The sequence below is a fragment of the Paraburkholderia sp. genome, assembly GCF_036488795.1.
Taxonomy (GTDB): domain Bacteria; phylum Pseudomonadota; class Gammaproteobacteria; order Burkholderiales; family Burkholderiaceae; genus Paraburkholderia.
The window spans coordinates 1-19,384 of the sequence record NZ_DASXHA010000155.1; the positions used below are offsets into that span (position 1 = coordinate 1).

Below are 19,384 nucleotides of genomic sequence, written 5' to 3' on the forward strand. Positions count from 1 at the left end.
AATCGAAAACAGGATTTTTCATCAGCGAACTCTTTTATCGCTCGTGAAAAGATGGTACAAACCGTTCTAAATTGATGGTGACATTTATGCTCAACTGGGATGACGAGATCACTGCCGTAACTCCCTCGAGCGCTACGCAACTGAATGAGTTGCGCAACGCTTCGGGAACGGCTGTCGGTACGCAAGTCGGAACGCGTTCCGCTCATCAAGCTCCCTCGGCCCAGGATATCTTCGCGAACGACATCGCTGTCGCTCCCGTTGCACCCCGCGCCGCTACCCAATCTGCCGCTCATGGAACCGCTGCCGCACCGGTCGCCGTTTCCGAAGCGCGCGTGAATGTCGCCGACAAGCGCATCATCAACGGCCAGACTGACGTGAATCAGCTGGTGCCGTTCAAGTACAAGTGGGCGTGGGAGAAGTATCTGTCCGGTTGCGCGAACCACTGGATGCCGCAGGAAATCAACATGTCCCGCGACATCGCCCTGTGGAAAGACCCGAACGGACTGACCGAAGACGAGCGCCGCATCGTCAAGCGCAACCTCGGCTTCTTCGTCACGGCTGACTCGCTCGCCGCCAATAACATCGTGCTGGGCACCTACCGCCACATCACGGCGCCCGAATGCCGCCAGTTTCTGCTGCGCCAGGCGTTCGAAGAGGCGATTCATACGCACGCTTACCAGTACATCGTCGAATCGCTGGGTCTCGACGAAGGCGAGATCTTCAACGCGTACCACGAGGTTTCCTCGATCCGCGCGAAAGACGAATTCCTGCTTCCGTTCATCCACTGCCTGACCGACCCGGCCTTCAAGACCGGTACGCTCGAAGCAGACCAGACGCTGCTGCGCTCGCTGATCGTGTTCGCCTGTGTGATGGAAGGCTTGTTCTTCTACGTCGGCTTTACCCAAATCCTGGCGCTTGGCCGCCAGAACAAGATGACCGGCGCGGCAGAACAGTACCAGTACATCCTGCGCGACGAGTCGATGCACTGCAACTTCGGCATTGACCTGATCAACCAGATCAAACTCGAAAATCCGCACTTGTGGACGGCTGAGTTCCGCGCGGAAATCCGCGAAATCTTCAAGCAAGCTGTCGACCTTGAATACCGTTACGCAGAAGACACGATGCCGCGCGGCGTGCTCGGCCTCAATGCGTCCATGTTCAAGAGCTATCTGCGCTTCATCTGCAACCGCCGTTGCCAGCAGATCGGTCTCGATCCGCTGTTCCCGAACGAGGAAAACCCGTTCCCGTGGATGAGCGAGATGATCGACCTGAAGAAGGAACGCAACTTCTTCGAGACGCGAGTGATTGAATATCAGACTGGCGGCGCACTCAGCTGGGAGTGATCCGGCGCGTCGCAGCAGTTGAATCGACATCGTCGATGGGGATGCCGCTGGCAGGGGCCGCGGCAATTTTGGCTAGGAGCTTGACTGCCTGATGCAGAGCGTGCCCGGTGCGTCGCGTGCCTTCGCGACCCACGAACATGACAGGCACTTTGCGAACCCTTCAGTGGGATGGGCAAACTTCCCCCCGGAAAAAGCCGTTGGCCTTGTGGCCGGCGGCTCGATCAAACGATTGCCGGCGTCGAAATTCGACGCTGACTGGACTTGGCGCGCGGTGCCCGATGGCACGGCGCGCCTTACCGTATTCATTAGCGTAAGCGCGCGGCACCTGCGTACGCCGATGAATAGCCCGCTTCGTAGCGCCCGCCTTGAGAAGCGTCCGCGGGAAGCGGGTTTTGACGAAGGGTGTAGTTTGAATTAACTCTCATCTGAAAACCTGAAGGAGAAAAATGATGGCAACTGCAAAGAAAGCAGCTACTAAGAAAGCCGCTGTGAAGAAAGTCGCAGCAAAGAAGGCCGCTCCGGCGAAGAAAGTCGCTGCAAAGAAAGTTGCAGTGAAGAAGGTTGCCGCGAAGAAAGTCGCCGTGAAGAAGGTTGCAGCGAAGAAGGCTGCGCCGGCCAAGAAGGTCGCAGCGAAGAAGGTTGCAGCCAAGAAAGTCGCGGTGAAGAAGGTTGCAGCGAAGAAGGCTGCACCGGCCAAGAAGGTTGCTGCGAAGAAAGTCGCAGTGAAGAAGGTTGCAGCGAAGAAGGTTGCCAAGAAGGCAGCACCGGCTAAGAAGGCCGCTGCCAAGAAGGCGCCTGCGAAGAAGGCTGCCAAGGCTCCTGCTGCGAAGAAGGCTGCCAAGGCCCCTGCGAAGAAGGCTGCGAAAGCCCCCGCTGCTCCTGCCAAGAAGGCTGCCCCTGCGAAGAAGGCTGTCGCGAAGAAGGCTGCACCTGCACCCGCTGCCCCTGCTGCAACGAGCGCAGCTCCGGCCGCTACGGTGAAGACCGCGTTGAACCCGGCTGCAGCATGGCCGTTCCCGACCGGCAGCCGTCCGTAAGCGCTGACGAAGTCGTTAGGCACGTCTCGATGTGTCCGATGATTGAGTAGCCCGTCAGTCTCGCTGCTCAATCACCGTCCCGTCGCCGGGTATCCGGCGGCGGGATTTTTTTTGGGCGAAAAAAAGCGTGTACTGCAAGTACACGCGTGTGGGGCTGCCGCGGCGTCGCGAGGCGACGCAGGCGGCTCAGAATAAAACCTAGTGGGTCACGCGGGTCACGCCGCCGCTGGAAAGCAGACGGACGCGGTCGCCGGCACTGAAGACCTCGCCGGTCGCACTTTGCGTGATGGCGCGAATGTCGCCGTTGTCGAGCCGCACCGTGATCTCGAGGCCGTCGCGCATTGCGACGCCGTTCTCGACGGCGTTACCGGCCACGGCGCCGGCGATACCGCCGATGATGCCCGTGACGATTGCACCCGTACCGCCGCCGATCCTGCTGCCTGCCACCGCGCCCAGCGCCCCCCCACCGAGAGCACCCAGGCCGCTCGGCTGGCCGTTGTTCGAACTGATCTTCACGGCTCGTACGCTGTCGACCGTGCCCATCCGGACCGTCTCTTCACGCTGTGCCTGCGACGCCGTGTAGACGTCGGCGGAGCTGCTGTTATACGCACATCCCGACATGGCCAGCGAACCGACGATCAAGGCGGCCACTACCAGACGACTCGTTATTTTCATTCCCTAAACTCCAGATAATCTTTTCGGCGTTTCGGCAGGTCGTATCCTCACGCCTGCTTGGTCAGTTTTACTTGCGTAAGCGTTGACAGGTTCGTAAGGGACAAGTTCCAATCGCGCTGCCCAACGGCGCGTCAATAAAAAACGCCGCGCAATGCGCGGCGCCTGGGTCCCGTGCGAGGGGCTGGCTTACTTCAGTGCATCCAGTGCGGCGTCGTAGTTCGGCTCGTTCTTGATCTCGCCGACCAGTTCCGAGTGAATCACCTTGTCGTTTTCGTCGATCACGACGACAGCGCGCGCCGTCAGACCCGTCAGCGGGCCGCTCGTCACGTCGACGCCATACGCCTCAGCAAACTCATGGCCGCGGAAGGTCGACGCCGTCACGACGTTTTCGATGCCTTCCGTCGTGCAGAAGCGGCCGGCGGCGAACGGCAGGTCGCCCGAGATGACGATCACGGCCGTGTTCGACAGCTTGCCCGCGGCTTCGTTGAACTTGCGTGTTGAGGTCGCGCAGGTCGGCGTGTCGAGGCTCGGCACGATGTTCAATACTTTGCGCTTGCCGGCGAAATCGGCGAGCGTGACGGGCTTCAGATCCTTGCCGACGAGCGAGAATGCGGGTGCCTTCTGGCCTGCGCTCGGGAACGTGCCGGCTACTTCAATCGGGTTGCCACCCAGTGTGACTTGACTCATGTTGTGCTCCGAAGGTTCGTCAGGAATCGACGGTGATTTCGCCCGGCGTGTGCCGGGCGCAAGAATGCTGCAGCGTGCGACTAGGGATAGAAAATCTGTACGCGGAAATTCGAGGCGACCGCATTACCGGTATCGAGATGCACGATCATGGTTTGCGTCGTGCGCGGCGGCAGGCCGGATGCGATCGGCGTGCCGGGTTTGACGTAGTCCTGCGGCCATAGCACGCGCCGCACGGCGACATTGTTCTGGTCGTCGAGCAGCGTGAGTTCGATAGCCGGATAGGCCAACGCGACGTTGGAGCGGTTGCGCAGCGGCATCTTCAGTTCGAGCTTGTGCGGGCCGTCGATCTGACGCAGGTCGGACGGCTCGACCTGCAAACCGTCGATGTCGTGCGGCGGCATCACCGTGCAGCCGAGTTGCTCGCAGGCCTGCGCATAGAGCGACTGCGAGTCGGGCCACGACACCATGATGATCTCGCGCTGCCACCATGCGACCTGGGCGAGCAGCGTAATCAGCAGGATCAACGCAATCAGCGCCCCGAAGATCTGCCAGCCGATCCGCCGTGGCGGGGCCGCGCGGGTCTCGCGTACGACCGGGAACGGATCCTCGTCGTCTCGCGCCGGATTGAACGCGAAGGGCTCGGGCGTTGCTGCGGCGGCGGCACCGGTAGCCGGGCCGAAGTGCGGTTCGCTGTCGGGCGGCGTGGTTCGCAGGGTCGCGGCGGCGGCTTGCGCGTCTTGCAGTTCCGGTTCTTCCTCGGGGCGTTCGACTGCGCGCCATGCAGGCGCCGCTTCGCGCACCGGTTCGTGGGACGGTGCCGGTGCCGGTGCAGCGGCTCGCGCAGCTGTCGGTACAGCGACCGGTTCCGGCTCGGCCTGCGCATGCTCCGCGAGAAACGGTTCGGCGGTATCCGTGAACACGGGTTCTGCGCGGATTGCCGCGTGAGACTCGACGCTCTCAGGCGGTAGTTGGGGTTCCTCGACATGGCGCGGCGTGATCGCGACGCTGGATGAAACCGGTGAGAGCGGTAGCGTTGCTGCACTATGAAGCAGGCGATTGTCGATCACCGCGTCAGCCACAGGCGCCCACGGGTTCCATGCGTCTGCGCCGAAGTCCGGTGTCTTCGGCGCCTGGGGCGCAGGGGGCGGGCTCGCGGTCAACGCGACAGCGGCAGCGGGTGAGACAGGCGTGGCGTTGCTGAAGTCGCCGCTTGCGGCCAGTTCGTAGAGGCTGGACGTGGCGTCGAACACTTCGTGGCAATGCCCGCAGCGTACAAGACCGCGGCGCAGCGCAAGTTGTTCCGGCTGGAGCCGGAAGATGGTTTCGCAGAAGGGGCAGCGCGTCGCCAGGAGCATATTGAGCCGGGGGGCCGGAGGGCCGGTGGTTGGACAATACGCCTTATTCTAATGGCTTTCGCCAGGCGTTCAGCGACGTGTTCCAGTCAGGCATACCCAGCCTTCGTGTTCACGCCATACGCCAATGTCGATCCATTGCTGATAGACACGCGCGACTTCGTCGGCCTGGCGAGCCAGAATGCCCGACAGTGCAATGCGGCCGCCCGGCTTGACCTTGGACGACAGCATCGAAGCCATCAGTTTGAGCGGATTGGACAGGATGTTCGCCACGACGATATCGAACTCGCCCGCGGGGCAGTCGTCGGGCAAACCGTAGGTCACGTCGGCGCGATTGCGCTCGCTGTTGTGGCGGGCCGATTCGACGGCTTGCGGATCGATGTCGATACCCCAAACCGGATTCGCGCCGCACTTCCTCGCTAGGATCGCGAGAATGCCGGAGCCGCAGCCGTAGTCGAGAACGGACTGATCCAGCTGCACCGATTGCTCGAGCCATTCCATGCACAGACGTGTGGTCGGATGGCTGCCGGTGCCGAAGGCAAGGCCCGGATCGAGTTCCAGCACAAGGGCGTCGGGGTCCGGTGCGTCGTGCCAGGACGGCACGACCCAGATGCGCTCGCCGATCGGAATGGGATCGAATTGCGACTGCGTGAGCCGCACCCAATCCTGTTCCTCGACTTCGCGCATGCTGAAGGTGGGCGTGGCTGTCAAACCCAGCTCGTTCGCCGCGGCCGTCAGCAGCACCGCGGGGTCATGTTCGGGCGCGAGCAGCGCGATCACGCGCGAGCGCTGCCAGGCCGTGCGGTCAGGCGTGAGGCCGGGCTCGCCGAACAGCGGTTGCTCGTCGGGCGTATCCGCGTCCGCGTCTTCCACGGACACGGACAATGCACCCAGTTCCAGCAGCGCGTCGGACAATTCCTCCGCGTGCTCGCGCGCCAGTTCGACGATCAGTTCCCGGTAACTCATGACTTACGCTTCTTCCGGTGCGGCCTGCTGCTTCGCGGCCAGCCGGTTTTCGAGGTAGTGAATGCTGGTGCCGCCTTCGACGAACTTGGCGTCGAGCATCAGTTCGCGGTGCAGCGGAATGTTGGTCTGAATACCTTCCACCACCATTTCCGACAGCGCGATCCGCATCCGCTTGATGGCCTGCTCACGCGTTGCACCGTAAGCGATCAGCTTGCCGATCATCGAATCATAGTTCGGCGGTACGAAATAGCCGTTATAAACGTGCGAATCGACGCGGATGCCGGGGCCGCCCGGCATATGCCACGAGGTCAGGCGTCCCGGTGACGGAATGAACTTGAACGGATCTTCGGCGTTGATCCGGCATTCGATTGCATGTCCCTTGAACACGATGTCACGCTGACGGAAGGCGAGCTTTTCGCCGGCCGCAATGCGGATCTGTTCCTGCACGATGTCGACGCCCGTGATCAGTTCGGTGACCGGGTGTTCGACCTGCACGCGCGTGTTCATTTCAATGAAGTAGAACTCGCCGTTTTCGTACAGGAATTCAAACGTGCCCGCGCCGAGATAGCCCATCTTCTTGCAGGCGTCGGCGCAACGGTCGCCAATCCGGTCGATCAGGCGGCGCGCAATGCCTGGCGCCGGCGCCTCTTCGATCACCTTCTGGTGGCGGCGCTGCATCGAGCAGTCGCGCTCGCCCAGCCAGATCGAGTTCTTGAAGGAATCGGACAGCACCTGGATTTCGATGTGCCGCGGGTTCTCCAGGAATTTCTCCATGTAGACCTGCGGATTGCCGAAGGCACGGCCGGCTTCTTCACGCGTCATGTTGACCGCGTTGACGAGTGCCGCTTCCGTGTGCACCACGCGCATGCCGCGACCGCCGCCGCCGCCGGCGGCCTTGATGATCACCGGATAGCCGATCGAGCGCGCAATTTTCACGATCTCCTTCGGATCGTCCGGCAACGCGCCTTCCGAACCCGGCACGCACGGCACGCCGGTCTTGATCATGGTCTGCTTGGCCGAGACCTTGTCGCCCATCATGCGGATGGTTTCGGGGCGCGGGCCAATGAAGACGAAGCCCGACTGTTCGACGCGTTCGGCAAAGTCGGCGTTCTCCGACAGGAAGCCGTAGCCGGGGTGAATCGCTTCGGCGTCGGTGACTTCTGCCGCGCTGATCAGCGCCGGCATGTTCAGATAGCTCAGATTGGAAGGCGCCGGGCCGATACAGACGGCTTCGTCGGCGAGCTTCACATACTTGGCTTCCTTGTCGGCTTCCGAATAGACGACGACGGTTTTGACGCCGAGTTCGCGGCAGGCGCGCTGAATACGGAGCGCGATCTCGCCGCGATTGGCAATGAGGATTTTTTCAAACATAGCGGGTTTTCGACTCATCAATGGGCGCCGGGTTGATCACAACGCACGGCCACCTCAAAGGACGGTCGCACACCCCGGCAAAAAAACGCGCCGCGTTAGCCGACCACGAACAGCGGCTGGCCGTATTCGACGGCTTGCCCGTTGTCGACGAGGATTTCCTTGACCACGCCGGACTTGTCCGACTCGATCTCGTTGAGCAGCTTCATGGCTTCGATGATGCAGATCGTCTGGCCTTCCTTGACCGTGTCGCCCACCTGCACGAACGGCTCGGCGCCCGGCGACGGTGCGCGGTAGAAGGTGCCGACCATCGGTGAGGTCACCACATGGCCTTGCGGCGCGACTGCAGCCGGCGTGGCCGGAGCGGCGGCCGGTGCTTCGGCGGCTGCACCCGGCGCCGGTGCCGGCGCGGCATATTGCGGCGCGTACGAAGCGGACGGCTGGACGTAAACCGGCGGGGCATTCTTGACGATGCGGACCTTGCCTTCGCCTTCGGTCACTTCCAGTTCCGAAATGCCGGACTCAGAGACGAGGTCGATCAGAGTCTTCAGTTTACGTAGATCCATTGGGCATCCCCTTTCAATGCGTGAAGTGCCGGCGGCTCAGCCTGCCGGCGCAGAATTGGTTTGTTGGAATCAGCCGTGCGACGCGCCGGCAGACAGCCGGTCAAGCGCGAATTCGAATGCGTATAGATAGCCCTTCCAGCCGAGGCCGCAAATGACGCCCTCCGCCTGGTCGGAAAAATACGAATGATGCCGGAACGGTTCACGACGATGCACGTTCGACAGATGAATCTCGACGAACGGGATGCCGACACCCGCCAGTGCATCCCGAATCGCCACGCTGGTGTGCGTGTACGCGGCGGGATTGATCAGGATGAAATCGGTTTTTTCGATCCGTGCGGATTGAATGCGATCGACCAGCGCGCCCTCATGATTGCTCTGGAACGACGCGAGTTCGACGCCGGCGTCCGCTGCGCGGTCCGCCAGTGCCTGATCGATCTGCGGTAGCGTCACGCGACCGTAAACCTCGGGTTCCCGTGTGCCGAGAAGGTTGAGGTTAGGTCCGTGCAGTACCAGCAGTCGCGTCATGGTCGCTTCTTTTTCCGTGGAATTGGCCGCACTTTAGCGCTGATTAGAGAAACTTGTCTAGTTTCGCGCGCGTAAGGTTTGATTTTCGCGGCTTTCGGTCACAGCGCCAAACGGACATCTTCCGGTAATTTTATGCAATTTGCGCACAATGCGGCGCATTCCGGCCACATCTAAACGTCAAGACAATGTTAAGGCTAGAGTGCGTCGAGCGTCTGCTTCAGCTCGTTCGGCTGGATTTGGCCTAATTTTGTCGACCGAACGTTGCCTTTTGCGTCGATGACGACAGTAAATGGCAGACCGCCCGCATTATTGCCGAACGCCCGGGCGAGGTCCGCGCCGCCGAACCCGATCACGTATACCGGATAGCTGACGGCCACCTTTTGCAGGAAGGCTTTGACGTTTTTGTCCGAGTCGACTCCCAGACCGACGAACTCGATGCCTTTCTTCGCGTACTCGCGCTGCATCTGCGACAGGGCCGGCATTTCCTCGACACACGGTCCGCACCACGACGCCCAGAAATTGACCACCACAGGATGGCCCTTGAAAAGGTTGAGCGATTGCGGCTTGCCATCCGGGTTGGTGACCGGCGCGGCCCACAACTGGGCGACGGCATTTTGCGGCGTGGCGGGGCTTGCCGGGGCGGTTTGCGCGGCATGCGCGACTTCGCCGTCAGCTCCGTTCAACAGGCTATGACTCACGAAGGCACCGATGCCCGTGGCCACCACCGCTACCGCTGCTCCTGCCAGAATCCGCTTGAGGTTCATGTTTGTCTGATCAATTGTTGGGAGAGGCCGCCGCGCTGCTTTCGTCCAGTAGCGCCTGCACCGCCTGGGTGCTGGCCCGGGCAAGCCGGCCACGGGCGTCGGCGCGCACCGCGCCGCGCAGGTCGTCGGTGCCGTAGAGGGCGACATGCACGCCGACCGGGTCGGCGTCGCGTCCTTCGCGCTCCGGGCGCCACAGGAAACTCAGCGTTTCGACATAGCCGCGGCCCGCGAAGTGCCGCGTTTCCGACACGTCATATTGCACGTTGGCATTCAGGAAGTAGATCGCGACTTCTTTGGGGTTGTCGCAAAACGCCTGCAGGTGCACATCCGAATGTTCGCCGGCCGTGCCGCTTAGCACCGCGCCGGTCAGATAGGGGTTGAACGGCGCGAGGCGCTGCATCCAGTCGAGCGCGACGCCGCGCAGCCGGCGCAGCACCGCCGGCTGGCTGTCGCCTTGAAAGAGCGACTGGTATTCGCGGATTTCTTCCTCGATCTGGTCGTTATCCGGCAGCCATTCTCCGGAAACACGGGTCTCCCCGACGACTTGCCGCGCAGCCTTGCGCTTGGCCGTCGAATAGTCGAGACCGTCCTCGGCGATCATCCTCGCAGCGGCGATGGCGATTTCGTCGCGCACGCGCTGGGGATCGAAATGTGATTTGCGAACCATCTCTCAATCATACTAGAGAATGCAGCGGGTCCTTTTTGGGAGTCCGGGTGTCCGGGGCCGGGCTTGCACCGTCCGGACCGAGGCCGCGAGCGGCGCCGGCGTGGGTGATCGAAGGGCGTCGGTTACAATAGCGTCCTTTGCAGACGGTCTCTCGCGGCCCCTTCTGCGCACCATTTCCCACGCAAAAAGTACGCCCGCGCGGCACGACACAGGCTTATGCATATCCACATCCTCGGCATTTGCGGCACGTTCATGGGCGGTCTCGCGGTACTCGCGCGCGGCGCCGGGCATACCGTGACCGGCTGCGACGCCGGCGTCTATCCGCCCATGAGCACGCAGCTCGAGGCGCAAGGCATCCGTCTCATAGAGGGTTACGGCGCGGAACAGCTCGATCTGAAGCCCGATCTGTTCGTCATCGGCAACGTGGTGTCGCGCGGCAATCCGTTGATGGAAGCCATTCTCGACCGCGGCCTGCCGTACGTGTCCGGTCCGCAGTGGCTTGGCGAACATGTGCTGAACGGCAAGTGGGTGCTGGCGGTGGCCGGCACCCACGGCAAGACCACCACCAGTTCGATGCTGACCTGGTTGCTCGAAGATGCGGGCATGAATCCGGGCTTTCTGATCGGCGGCGTGCCGCTGAACTTCGGCGTGTCGGCGCGGCTGACGGATTCGAGCTTCTTCGTGATCGAAGCGGACGAATACGACACCGCCTTCTTCGACAAGCGTTCGAAGTTCGTGCACTACCGGCCGCGCACCGCGATCCTCAACAACCTCGAGTTCGATCACGCTGACATTTTCCCGGATCTTGCGGCTATCGAGACGCAGTTCCATCACCTGGTCCGCACGGTGCCCGGCATCGGGCGCATCGTCACGAATGGCCGTGAGGCCGCGCTCGAGCGAGTGCTGACGCGCGGCTGCTGGAGCGAGGTCGAGCGTTTCGGTGTGCAGGGCGGCTGGGAGGCGTTGCCGGCCGAAGACGGCGTGGCCGTCGACGAGCGTTTTGCGGTTTATCACCAGGGCGAACGCGTGGGCCTGGTCGACTGGCAGGTGCAGGGCGAACACAACCGCATGAACGCGATCGCGGCAATCGCCGCCGCGCGCCACGTCGGCGTGCCGCCGGCCCAGGCCGCGCAGTCGCTGTCGAGCTTTCGTAACGTGAAGCGGCGCATGGAAGTGCGCGGCAGCGTCGACGGCGTGACCGTATATGACGACTTCGCCCATCATCCGACCGCTATCGAGACGACGCTTGCCGGATTGCGCACGCGGGTCGGCCGCGACAACACCCGCATTCTCGCGGTGCTGGAGCCGCGCTCGAACACCATGAAGCTGGGCGTGATGAAAGCGCAATTGCCGGCGAGCCTCGCCGACGCGGATCTGGTGTTCGGCTACGGCGCGCCCAGCGGCCGCGACGCGCTGGGCTGGAATCTGGGCGAAGCGCTGGCGCCGCTCGGCGACAAGGCGCAGGCCTTCGACAATCTCGACGCACTCGTCAAAGCGGTCGTGGCGAGCGCGCGCCCCGGCGATCAGGTGCTGGTCATGAGCAACGGCGGCTTTGGCGGCGTTCATCAGAAGCTGCTCGACGCGCTGTCGCTGCGGCCGGCTGCCGGCGCGCGCGAACGAGGCGCCGCGTGATTCTCTATCTGCACGGCTTCCGCTCTTCGCCGAACTCGTTCAAGGCACGCGTGATGGCGGCGCGCCTCGCCGAGTCAGGACGCAGCGCCGAATGGTGTTGCCCGCTGTTGCCGGTGTCGCCACTCGAGACGATTGCTCTCGTCGAAAAGCTGGTAGCCGAGGCAGGCGCGGAACGTGTGACCGTGATCGGCAGTTCGCTGGGCGGCTATTTCGCCACGCATCTGGCCGAGAAACACGGCTGGCCGGCCGTGCTGCTGAATCCGGCGGTCGTGCCGCAGCGCGATCTGAGCCAGTACCTCGGCGAACAGCCGCTGTGGCACGGCGGCGGCAGCATCGTCGTCGAACCGCATCATCTGGATGAATTGCACGCACTCAGGGTCGGCGCCATTACCCGCCCCGAACGCTATTATTTGATTGCCGCCACCGGCGACGAAGTGCTGGATTATCGCGAAATGCTCGCGCACTACCCTGGCGCGCGCATCACGTTGATCGAAGGTAGCGACCACGCTATCAGCGAGTTCGAACAGTACGTCGACGGCGTGCTCGCCTTTTGCGACGAAGAGGATGTCGAACCGCCGGCGCCACGCGCGGCGGCCTGATTCACGCCGCCGGCGCCCAGCATGCGCGCGGCGGACCACCCACCACGAACACGTTGCCGCCGCGCGGGCCGGACCGATCCGCCAGACGCCGCGGCGAATGCAAGTCAGAAACGAGAGTATTGAGTGAACGTTTTCTTTGAGGAATCAGGCAGTTTCAAGGCGGGCAGCGTGCTGTCGCGCCAGGGCGATGCGTTCCAGGTCGAACTGCCGGGCGGCCGGCGCACGAAGGTGCGCGCGAAAGATGTGCTGATCGAATTCGAGAAGCCGAGTGCCGGCGATCTGATCCAGCAGGCCGACGCCGCCGCGCAGGAGATCGATCTGGACTTCCTGTGGGAGTGCGCGCCCGAGGACGAATTTCCGTTTGCGACGCTAGGCGCCGACTATTTCGGCGCGTCGTTCGGTCCGGTCGAACGCGCGGCGCTGGTGCTGCGCATGCACGCCGCGCCGGTGTATTTCCGGCGCAAAGGACGCGGTCAGTATCAACGCACGCCGCAAGAGCAGTTGCAGATGGCGTTGGCCGCGCTCGAGCGCAAGCGTCAGCAGGGGCTGGTGCAGGCCGGCTATGAGGAAGAACTGAAGGCGGGCCGTCTGCCCGAGGCACTCGCCGGCAAGGCGCTCGGTCTGCTGACCAAGCCCGACAAGAACACCATTGAATACAAGGCGCTGGAAGCCGCGGCGGCGGCGCGCGGTATCTCGCAGGCGCGTTTGATGCTGGAGTGCGGCGGCATTGCGTCGGCGCGCGCGCTGCACGAAGCGCGTTTTCTGGCCGAATTTTTCCCGCACGGCACCGGGTTCGCGGCCGTGACGGTCGGCGCGTTGCCGGAAGATCTGCCGGAAGCTGCCGTGCAGGCGTTCTCAATTGATGACGTGACCACCACGGAAATCGACGACGCGTTCTCCGTCGAGCATCTCGCCGATGGGCGGCTGCGGATTGGCGTGCACATCGCCGCGCCGGCGCTGGGAATCCAGCGCGGCGACGAGGTGGACGCGATTGCGCGCAACCGCTTGTCGACCGTGTATATGCCGGGCGACAAGATCACGATGCTGCCTGACAGCGTCGTCGAAGCTTTCACGCTGGCCGAAGGCGGCTTGCGGCCGGCGCTGTCGCTGTATGTGATCGTCAACCGCGAAACACAGGAAATCGTCGCGAGCGAGACGCGCGCGGAGCGCGTGTTCGTGAAGAACAACCTGCGCCACAACACGCTGGACGAACTGGTCACCGAAGCGGCGCTCGCCGAAGGCAGCGGCGACTACCCGCACAAGGACGACATTGCGGTGCTGTGGCCGTTTGCGCTGGCGCTGTTCGAAAAGCGCCAGCAGGCTCGCGCAGGTTACGGACTGCGTCGCGAAGTGCAGCGCAATACCGACTTCAATTTCTACGTCGAAGGCGAGCACATCACCATCACGCCGCGCCGGCGTGGTTCACCGCTCGATACGATCGTCGCCGAACTGGCGATTCTCGCCAACTCGTCGTGGGGCGCGTTCCTGCACGATCATGGCGTGCCGGGTATCTACCGTACGCAGCGCGCGTTCGGTACGCCGTCCGGCCCAAAGCGCACGCGCATGCAGACCAACGCGGCGCCGCATGAGGGGTTGGGCGTCGCCCAGTACGCGTGGAGCACCTCGCCGTTGCGCCGCTACGTGGACCTCGTCAATCAGTGGCAGTTGCTCGCCTGTGTGCAGCACGGCGTCACTGCCAAGCTGGCCGCGCCGTTCAAGCCGAAGGACGCCGATCTGTTCGCCGTCGTGCAGGGCTTCGACGACACCTATTCGGCTTATGCCGATCACCAGCGCCGCATGGAATATTTCTGGTGCCTGCGCTGGCTGAAGCAGGAGAACAAGAAGCAGGTCGTGGCGACGGTGGTGAAGGACGACCTCGTGCGGCTCGAAGAGATTCCTTTGCTGCTGCATGTGCCGGCGCTCGGCGTGCACGCGCGCGGCACGCGCCTGCTGATGGAAGTGATGTCGATCGACGAACTGACCGTCGAAGCATCCGTGCGGATGCTGAAGGTGCTCGACGCGCCGACGGTCACGAGCGGCACGGAAGCGGAAGAGTCTGATGAGGGCGAGGAAGAGTTGCTCGACGCCGCGGACGATTCCGCGCAGAGCGAAGCGGAAGCCGAGGCCGAAGAAGCTGTTGCTGGGGGTGAGGGTGAAGCGGCGGAACGCGGCAACGATGTGGAAGCCGAAGATACGCCCGCCGCCCAGCATATCGGGGAGCCGGGCCAATGAACGGGACCAGCGGGCCAACTGCGCGGAAATCTGCGCCGCCAGCTGCGCCGGCAGCTGGCCAGGCCACAGCGGCAGGCATCGCGCGCGACCGCTATGCGGTGGTCGGCAACCCGGTCGCCCATAGCAAATCGCCGTTCATTCACGCGCGTTTTGCGGAGCAGACCGGTGAGGCGATCGACTATACCCACCTGCTGGCACCGCTCGACAACTTCGTGCCGCACGTGCGCGCTTTCTTCGAAGCGGGCGGGCGCGGGCTCAATGTCACGGTGCCGTTCAAGCTGGAGGCCCACGCGTTGGCCACGACCTTGTCGCCGCGTGCGGCGGCGGCGGGCGCCGTGAACACGTTGCGCGTGGACGCATCCGGCATCTATGGCGACAACACGGACGGCTTTGGCCTCGTGCGCGATATCGAAGTGAATCTGGGCACGCCGCTCAAGGGCGCGCGCATCCTGTTGCTGGGCGCGGGCGGTGCCGCACGCGGCGTGGTACTGCCCATGCTGGAACGCTCGCCGCATACCTTGACGATCGCCAACCGCACGGGCGCGAAGGCTGACGCGCTGGTCGGCGAGTTCGGCGCAGCGGCGCAGACGGCCGGTTGCCGGCTGACCGGCGGCGGCGCCACGGCAATCGAGCCGGGTGCCTATGACGTCATCATCAACGCGACGGCCGGCAGCCTCGACGCCGCGCTGCCCGAATGCGACGACCGCGCGTTCGGCAGCGGCACGCTCGCGTACGACATGATGTATGGCGCCCAGCCGACGGTGTTCATGCAACACGCGCAGACGCTCGGCGCGCGCACCGCCGACGGCCTGGGCATGCTGGTCGAACAGGCGGCCGAATCGTTTTACATCTGGCGCGGCGTGCGTCCCAGTGGCGCACCCGTGCTCGCGCAATTGCGGCAGATGCTGGCGGCAGCGAGCGCGGCCTGAGCGGGCAATCGCGCCGCGTGTGTCGCCCGAGTCAATGGCTGGGCGGCCTGTTTCAGAACCTATTCAACCGAGGACCGTGACGACGATGACGCGAACCACGCGAGCAAGCCGGCTCGGGCCGACCCGCTGGATTGTTTACGCCGGCGCCGTGGTCGCGATTGCGTGGATCGCGACGCAGTTGTTCTATTTCGCGCAGATCGGCATCTGGAACTATGTGAATCCGCCTTCGACGGCGTTCATGCGCTCCGATGCATGGCGCCTGTCGCAGGACCGGCCCGATCTGTCGATCCAGCACACGTGGGTGCCGTACGAGCAGATCTCGCGCAATCTCAAGCGCGCCATCATCGCTTCCGAGGACGCGAATTTCGTCAATAACAACGGCTACGAGACCGACGCGATCCTGCAGGCGTGGGAGAAGAACAAGGCACGCGGCAAGATCGTAGCGGGCGGCTCGACGATCACGCAGCAATTGGCGCGCAATCTGTTTCTCTCGCGGCAGAAGAGCTATATCCGCAAAGGCCAGGAGTTGATCATCACGTGGATGCTTGAGACCTTGATGGACAAGGAGCGCATCTACGAGATTTACCTGAATTCCGTTGAGTGGGGCAACGGGGTGTATGGCGCGGAGGCTGCCGCTCACTACTACTTCAGGACTTCGGCGGCGAAGCTCACCGCGTGGCAGTCGGCGCGCCTCGCGGTGATGTTGCCGCGACCGAAATACTTCGATGAGCACCGCGGCTCGCCCTATCTTGCGCAACGGGCGGCGGTGATCGCGCACCGGATGGGCGCGGCGGAATTGCCGCAATAGTCGAATGGCCCGCCGCCGGGCTCACGCGCTCCAGGCGATGGGGCAGCGCAAACCGGTTTCGCTGACGGCCGCGCCGCTTTCCTCATTCAGCACGACCCTCAGGTCTTTGGTGTTCGCCGTCAGATGCAGCACGCCGAGCGGCTGGTGCGGAAACAGCGGATCGCAGAACTTTTGCTTGCGGACGTCAAACGCCGGCAGCGCGAGGTGGCACAGCCAGTTACAGGTGGACGGCAACGGATGCACCGGCAGCGAGTGGGACCAGATTGCGTGGTTGAGCGCGGTCTGGTCGCACACGAGCGTGCCCTTGGTGGCTCTGAGACCTGCGTCGAAATGCTTCGCCCAGTGTGCCCAATGCGGCGCATCCGCTCTCAGGGCGAATACTCCCGCATTCAAATAAATATTGACGAGAATTGAACTGGCGGCATTTTCTCCGTAATAACGGCGGAGCCGGTCGATTTTCCATGGATGGCCGATGCGCTGGTTATAAGATCGGTCGAATTCAGGAGCGGCAGCTAATGCGCCGTCTTTGGCTGCATGGAGAAACCAGTCGAAAATAAACCGCTCTTGAACCCAGGCGTCGCTATCGATCCAGAGATACAGCTCGTATCCGGGAAAATAAGCCGGGAGAAACGGCCGGGCGGTCAGGGATCGTAGATGCGGCGTGCGCTCCCGCATGGCTTTCTCTACTGGCAGGTCCCATTGAGGTTCGACAATATGCACACCTTGACTGGCAAGCGAGGCGCGGCTTTCTTCGCTTAGGCCTACGTCGAGGCATCCGATTGCCGTGAAGGGCAGTGGATCGCCAAATTGCTTGAGCGATGCCACAAGGCCGCGCACCAGAGGCATATAAGCGTCATTCGACGCAGTCGCTACTAATACTCGCATTCGGACAGGATCTTTTTTGGTTAAAATTCCGTCAATAATATTTTAGTCGAAAGAGAAAATCTATCGGAGCACTCTTAAATGAGAGGATGGTTGATCTTGTTATTTATAATAACGTGGACTGCGCCGAAAGATACTTGTCTTCGAAAGGAGGTGCGTTAAAATGGGCCGCCCTGTTCGCGCAATTTTCACGCAATCTACAATGCGCGCCGGGTGATTTATATTGGGTGAATATAATCAATCGTCTGGTAAGGCGATTTTTGCTGGGTGACCCGTCGTCGCATTCCGCCGCTTATGTCGAATTTGAATTCCCTCCGGGCGTCGGCCGAGCCGACCGTTCCCACTATCTCCGTGGTCGTGCCGCTGTACAACCACGCACGCTATATCGAGGCGGCCCTCGAAAGCGTGTTGGCGCAAACTTCGGCCGCCAACGAGATCATCCTCATCGACGACGGCTCGTCGGACAACGGCTTCGAACTCGCGCAAGGCGTGCTCGCCGGGGTGCCGTACGCGAAGACGTACCGGCAAGAGAACGCGGGCGCCCATCACGCCATCAATCGGGCAATAGCGCTGAGTTGCGGCGAGTATGTCGCCGTGCTCAACTCGGACGACCTGTTTGCACCGGCGAAACTCGAGCGTTGCCGGGCAATCATTCGGGAGCGGCCCGGTATCGGGCTGATCGCGGGCCATCTGCAGATCATCGACGAACAGGGCATCCGCCACGACTCGGGATTCGCGGTCGACTGGCTGGCACGGGCGCGACGCTTTCTCGACGAAACGCGGCTGCCGCAACTCGCGCTGCTAAACGAGAACTTCGTCGCGACGACCTCAATTATGGTGTTCTCGCGTCGTCTGTGGGACGAGGCGGCCGGCTTCCAGCCGCTGCGCTACTGTCACGACCTCGACTTCCTGATGTTCGCCTGCGCCCATAGCACCGTGTTCCTCGACCTCGAGTTCGAGCACATTGCATACCGCGTGCATCAAAAGAATACGATCCGGGAGGAGCCGGCCCGGGTGCGCGTGGAAGTCGCAGCCGTCATCGCACAGGCGCTGTTTGCGTCCGGCCCAAGACTGTTCTCGACGAGTCCCGGTGCGCAGGACCTGGCCGCTTTCCAGCGGTGCCTGCGCAACCGGCAGATGACCGAACTGGTGTGCTTCCTGCAAACCGTGCTTCCCGCCTTTCCGACCCGCGCGGCCTTCTATAGCTACGCCGCCGATCCCCGCCACGCAGCCACATTCGGCACGGCCGTCCTGAGCGGCTGCTGAAGCCGCTCGCCGCCCGCACCGGGCCGGAAAGTCAGAAGTCCCAATATATGAATATCGCATTCACATATTGGAGATTTCGAGGTGAGCGCCCTACAATCCGTTCCAACACGTCCGCACAGGCAGAACCGCAAGGTCAGGCAAACCAGGTTTGCCAGCCTCCAGCGCGACGAAAAAAAGGCTCTCTTCCATCCGCACGGCGTCGTGCGGCAGGCGCGGACCCAATGATCGGAGACAACCAGCCATGCCCATCACCGTCAGGCAGCAAGCACGCACTCGTCGTGTTCTGTCCCGTCTTGCAGGCCGTCAGGCCGGCTCCGCGCGGTAACTCCCTACCATTCGTCCAATCGCCATGAACAAAGCGATGTCCACTCACGCCGCCACCAAGCCGGGCTCCGACGCCGCGCCGCAGCCACGCGCCCGCACGCTTGACGGCGCCGCAGGCGCACACAAGGCCGCCGACGCGATCGCGTTGCCGAGCACGCTGCTCGACATCACGCCGCAGCAAGCCGGCACCCAGACACTGTTGCGCGGTCTCGCCATTCTGGAGGCCGCCGCCGCTGGCGTGCGCGACCTGCGCACCTTCGGCGCCGCGCTCGGCACGACCCGCAGCACAACCCATCGTCTGGTGAGCAGCCTCGTGCAGGCGCGCTATCTGCGCCAGGTGCAAGGCGGCTATCTGCTCGGGCCGAAGCTGATCGAACTCGGCACCATTGCGCTCGAACAGATGCCGCTCACCACGGTGGCGCGCCCGCATATCGAGTCGCTTGCGGAACAGACCCACGACACGATCCACCTTGGCGTGCGCGACGGCGACGACGTGCTGTACATCGACAAAATCCCCGGCACGCGCGGCCTCGAGATGCGCTCACGGGTGGGACACCGCATGCCGCTCGCGTCGACCGGCATCGGCAAGGCGATGATGCTCGACCTCACGCCGGATGCGTGGACGTCGCTCTTTGAAGCGTCGCGGCGCGCGCTCGCAGGCGTCAGCTTCAAACCGGATAACCGGCCTGATCTGCCGACTTTCATGCAGCGCATGGCGAGCTATTCGGCGGGCGGCTACACGTTCGACCTGGAAGAAAACGA

The 19,384-nt window shown here is 63.0% G+C and carries 20 protein-coding genes; 10 read left to right on the forward strand and 10 right to left on the reverse strand.

All coding sequences use genetic code 11. The features are described 5' to 3' along the window. Window positions 1-86 precede the first annotated feature (86 nt). The 3 genes from VGH41_RS22475 (at window position 87) to VGH41_RS22485 (ending at window position 2,380) form a co-directional block, all read left to right on the forward strand. The gene (locus VGH41_RS22475) at window positions 87-1,343 is read left to right on the forward strand and encodes a ribonucleotide-diphosphate reductase subunit beta (RefSeq protein WP_331599808.1); all 1,257 of its coding nucleotides are present in this window, start codon (window positions 87-89) and stop codon (window positions 1,341-1,343) included. A 91-nt stretch (window positions 1,344-1,434) separates the two neighbouring features. Then, entirely contained in the window at window positions 1,435-1,761 is a 327-nt protein-coding gene (locus VGH41_RS22480; RefSeq protein WP_331599809.1) for a hypothetical protein, read from the forward strand. A gap of 31 nt (window positions 1,762-1,792) precedes the next feature. Then, entirely contained in the window at window positions 1,793-2,380 is a 588-nt protein-coding gene (locus tag VGH41_RS22485; protein ID WP_331599828.1) for a histone H1-like DNA-binding protein, read from the forward strand. 198 nt (window positions 2,381-2,578) lie between these two features. On the opposite strand, the gene VGH41_RS22490 is transcribed toward VGH41_RS22485, so the two are convergent. From VGH41_RS22490 to VGH41_RS22530, 9 genes are all read right to left on the reverse strand, one after another. Then, window positions 2,579-3,055: a glycine zipper 2TM domain-containing protein gene (locus VGH41_RS22490; RefSeq protein ID WP_331599810.1), complete on the reverse strand. Its 477-nt coding sequence runs from the start codon at window positions 3,053-3,055 to the stop codon at window positions 2,579-2,581. A gap of 186 nt (window positions 3,056-3,241) precedes the next feature. Beyond that, window positions 3,242-3,742: a thiol peroxidase gene (gene tpx, locus VGH41_RS22495; RefSeq protein ID WP_331599811.1), complete on the reverse strand. Its 501-nt coding sequence runs from the start codon at window positions 3,740-3,742 to the stop codon at window positions 3,242-3,244. 80 nt (window positions 3,743-3,822) lie between these two features. Next, complete coding sequence (locus tag VGH41_RS22500) at window positions 3,823-5,097, reverse strand: zinc-ribbon and DUF3426 domain-containing protein (protein ID WP_331599812.1); 1,275 nt, start codon at window positions 5,095-5,097, stop codon at window positions 3,823-3,825. 69 nt (window positions 5,098-5,166) lie between these two features. Beyond that, a complete protein-coding gene (prmA, locus tag VGH41_RS22505; protein ID WP_331599813.1) occupies window positions 5,167-6,060 on the reverse strand; it encodes a 50S ribosomal protein L11 methyltransferase in 894 nt (297 codons plus the stop codon). A gap of 3 nt (window positions 6,061-6,063) precedes the next feature. Next, a complete protein-coding gene (gene accC, locus VGH41_RS22510; protein WP_331599815.1) occupies window positions 6,064-7,431 on the reverse strand; it encodes an acetyl-CoA carboxylase biotin carboxylase subunit in 1,368 nt (455 codons plus the stop codon). A 95-nt stretch (window positions 7,432-7,526) separates the two neighbouring features. Beyond that, a complete protein-coding gene (gene accB / locus VGH41_RS22515; protein WP_331599816.1) occupies window positions 7,527-7,994 on the reverse strand; it encodes an acetyl-CoA carboxylase biotin carboxyl carrier protein in 468 nt (155 codons plus the stop codon). A 69-nt stretch (window positions 7,995-8,063) separates the two neighbouring features. Beyond that, window positions 8,064-8,519 (reverse strand): type II 3-dehydroquinate dehydratase, encoded by a 456-nt coding sequence (aroQ, locus tag VGH41_RS22520; RefSeq protein WP_331599817.1) that lies wholly within the window; start codon window positions 8,517-8,519, stop codon window positions 8,064-8,066. A gap of 194 nt (window positions 8,520-8,713) precedes the next feature. Next, window positions 8,714-9,283, reverse strand: coding sequence for a TlpA disulfide reductase family protein (locus tag VGH41_RS22525; RefSeq protein ID WP_331599818.1), 570 nt, complete (start codon window positions 9,281-9,283; stop codon window positions 8,714-8,716). Between the two features lie 10 nt (window positions 9,284-9,293). Next, window positions 9,294-9,950 carry a UDP-N-acetylmuramate--alanine ligase gene (locus VGH41_RS22530; protein WP_331599819.1) on the reverse strand — a complete coding sequence of 219 codons (657 nt, stop codon included), beginning with the start codon at window positions 9,948-9,950 and terminating at the stop codon, window positions 9,294-9,296. A gap of 216 nt (window positions 9,951-10,166) precedes the next feature. On the opposite strand from VGH41_RS22530, the gene mpl reads away from it, so the two are divergent. From mpl to mtgA, 5 genes are all read left to right on the forward strand, one after another. Further along, complete coding sequence (gene mpl / locus VGH41_RS22535) at window positions 10,167-11,582, forward strand: UDP-N-acetylmuramate:L-alanyl-gamma-D-glutamyl-meso-diaminopimelate ligase (RefSeq protein ID WP_331599820.1); 1,416 nt, start codon at window positions 10,167-10,169, stop codon at window positions 11,580-11,582. Beyond that, window positions 11,579-12,181, forward strand: coding sequence for a YqiA/YcfP family alpha/beta fold hydrolase (locus VGH41_RS22540; protein ID WP_331599821.1), 603 nt, complete (start codon window positions 11,579-11,581; stop codon window positions 12,179-12,181). The genes mpl and VGH41_RS22540 overlap by 4 nt, the downstream gene beginning before the upstream one ends. Before the next feature lie 123 nt (window positions 12,182-12,304). After that, a complete protein-coding gene (locus VGH41_RS22545) occupies window positions 12,305-14,413 on the forward strand; it encodes a ribonuclease catalytic domain-containing protein (protein WP_331599822.1) in 2,109 nt (702 codons plus the stop codon). After that, complete coding sequence (gene aroE / locus VGH41_RS22550) at window positions 14,410-15,342, forward strand: shikimate dehydrogenase (RefSeq protein ID WP_331599823.1); 933 nt, start codon at window positions 14,410-14,412, stop codon at window positions 15,340-15,342. The genes VGH41_RS22545 and aroE overlap by 4 nt, the downstream gene beginning before the upstream one ends. An 85-nt stretch (window positions 15,343-15,427) precedes the next feature. Continuing rightward, complete coding sequence (gene mtgA / locus VGH41_RS22555) at window positions 15,428-16,150, forward strand: monofunctional biosynthetic peptidoglycan transglycosylase (RefSeq protein ID WP_331599824.1); 723 nt, start codon at window positions 15,428-15,430, stop codon at window positions 16,148-16,150. Between the two features lie 21 nt (window positions 16,151-16,171). Here mtgA and VGH41_RS22560 read toward each other — a convergent pair whose 3' ends face one another. After that, on the reverse strand, window positions 16,172-16,996 hold the full coding sequence (locus VGH41_RS22560) for a hypothetical protein (RefSeq protein ID WP_331599825.1): 825 nt from the start codon (window positions 16,994-16,996) through the stop codon (window positions 16,172-16,174). A gap of 330 nt (window positions 16,997-17,326) precedes the next feature. Between VGH41_RS22560 and VGH41_RS22565 the strand changes: the two genes are divergently transcribed. Together VGH41_RS22565 and VGH41_RS22570 are read left to right on the forward strand one after the other, a co-directional pair. Continuing rightward, the gene (locus VGH41_RS22565) at window positions 17,327-18,298 is read left to right on the forward strand and encodes a glycosyltransferase family 2 protein (protein WP_414696699.1); all 972 of its coding nucleotides are present in this window, start codon (window positions 17,327-17,329) and stop codon (window positions 18,296-18,298) included. Between the two features lie 349 nt (window positions 18,299-18,647). Beyond that, the coding region (locus VGH41_RS22570) for an IclR family transcriptional regulator (RefSeq protein ID WP_331599827.1) at window positions 18,648-19,384 on the forward strand (737 nt) is incomplete at its 3' end.

Excerpts from the sequence above, each read along its gene's own strand:
- VGH41_RS22475 (WP_331599808.1), top strand. The coding sequence starts at position 87 with ATGCTCAACTGGGATGACGAGATCACTGCCGTAACTCCCTCGAGCGCT.
- VGH41_RS22480 (WP_331599809.1), top strand. The coding sequence starts at position 1,435 with ATGCAGAGCGTGCCCGGTGCGTCGCGTGCCTTCGCGACCCACGAACAT.
- VGH41_RS22485 (WP_331599828.1), top strand. The coding sequence starts at position 1,793 with ATGGCAACTGCAAAGAAAGCAGCTACTAAGAAAGCCGCTGTGAAGAAA.
- VGH41_RS22490 (WP_331599810.1), bottom strand. The coding sequence starts at position 3,055 with ATGAAAATAACGAGTCGTCTGGTAGTGGCCGCCTTGATCGTCGGTTCG.
- tpx (WP_331599811.1), bottom strand. The coding sequence starts at position 3,742 with ATGAGTCAAGTCACACTGGGTGGCAACCCGATTGAAGTAGCCGGCACG.
- VGH41_RS22500 (WP_331599812.1), bottom strand. The coding sequence starts at position 5,097 with ATGCTCCTGGCGACGCGCTGCCCCTTCTGCGAAACCATCTTCCGGCTC.
- prmA (WP_331599813.1), bottom strand. The coding sequence starts at position 6,060 with ATGAGTTACCGGGAACTGATCGTCGAACTGGCGCGCGAGCACGCGGAG.
- accC (WP_331599815.1), bottom strand. The coding sequence starts at position 7,431 with ATGTTTGAAAAAATCCTCATTGCCAATCGCGGCGAGATCGCGCTCCGT.
- accB (WP_331599816.1), bottom strand. The coding sequence starts at position 7,994 with ATGGATCTACGTAAACTGAAGACTCTGATCGACCTCGTCTCTGAGTCC.
- aroQ (WP_331599817.1), bottom strand. The coding sequence starts at position 8,519 with ATGACGCGACTGCTGGTACTGCACGGACCTAACCTCAACCTTCTCGGC.
- VGH41_RS22525 (WP_331599818.1), bottom strand. The coding sequence starts at position 9,283 with ATGAACCTCAAGCGGATTCTGGCAGGAGCAGCGGTAGCGGTGGTGGCC.
- VGH41_RS22530 (WP_331599819.1), bottom strand. The coding sequence starts at position 9,950 with ATGGTTCGCAAATCACATTTCGATCCCCAGCGCGTGCGCGACGAAATC.
- mpl (WP_331599820.1), top strand. The coding sequence starts at position 10,167 with ATGCATATCCACATCCTCGGCATTTGCGGCACGTTCATGGGCGGTCTC.
- aroE (WP_331599823.1), top strand. The coding sequence starts at position 14,410 with ATGAACGGGACCAGCGGGCCAACTGCGCGGAAATCTGCGCCGCCAGCT.
- mtgA (WP_331599824.1), top strand. The coding sequence starts at position 15,428 with ATGACGCGAACCACGCGAGCAAGCCGGCTCGGGCCGACCCGCTGGATT.
- VGH41_RS22560 (WP_331599825.1), bottom strand. The coding sequence starts at position 16,996 with ATGCCTCTGGTGCGCGGCCTTGTGGCATCGCTCAAGCAATTTGGCGAT.
- VGH41_RS22565 (WP_414696699.1), top strand. The coding sequence starts at position 17,327 with ATGTCGAATTTGAATTCCCTCCGGGCGTCGGCCGAGCCGACCGTTCCC.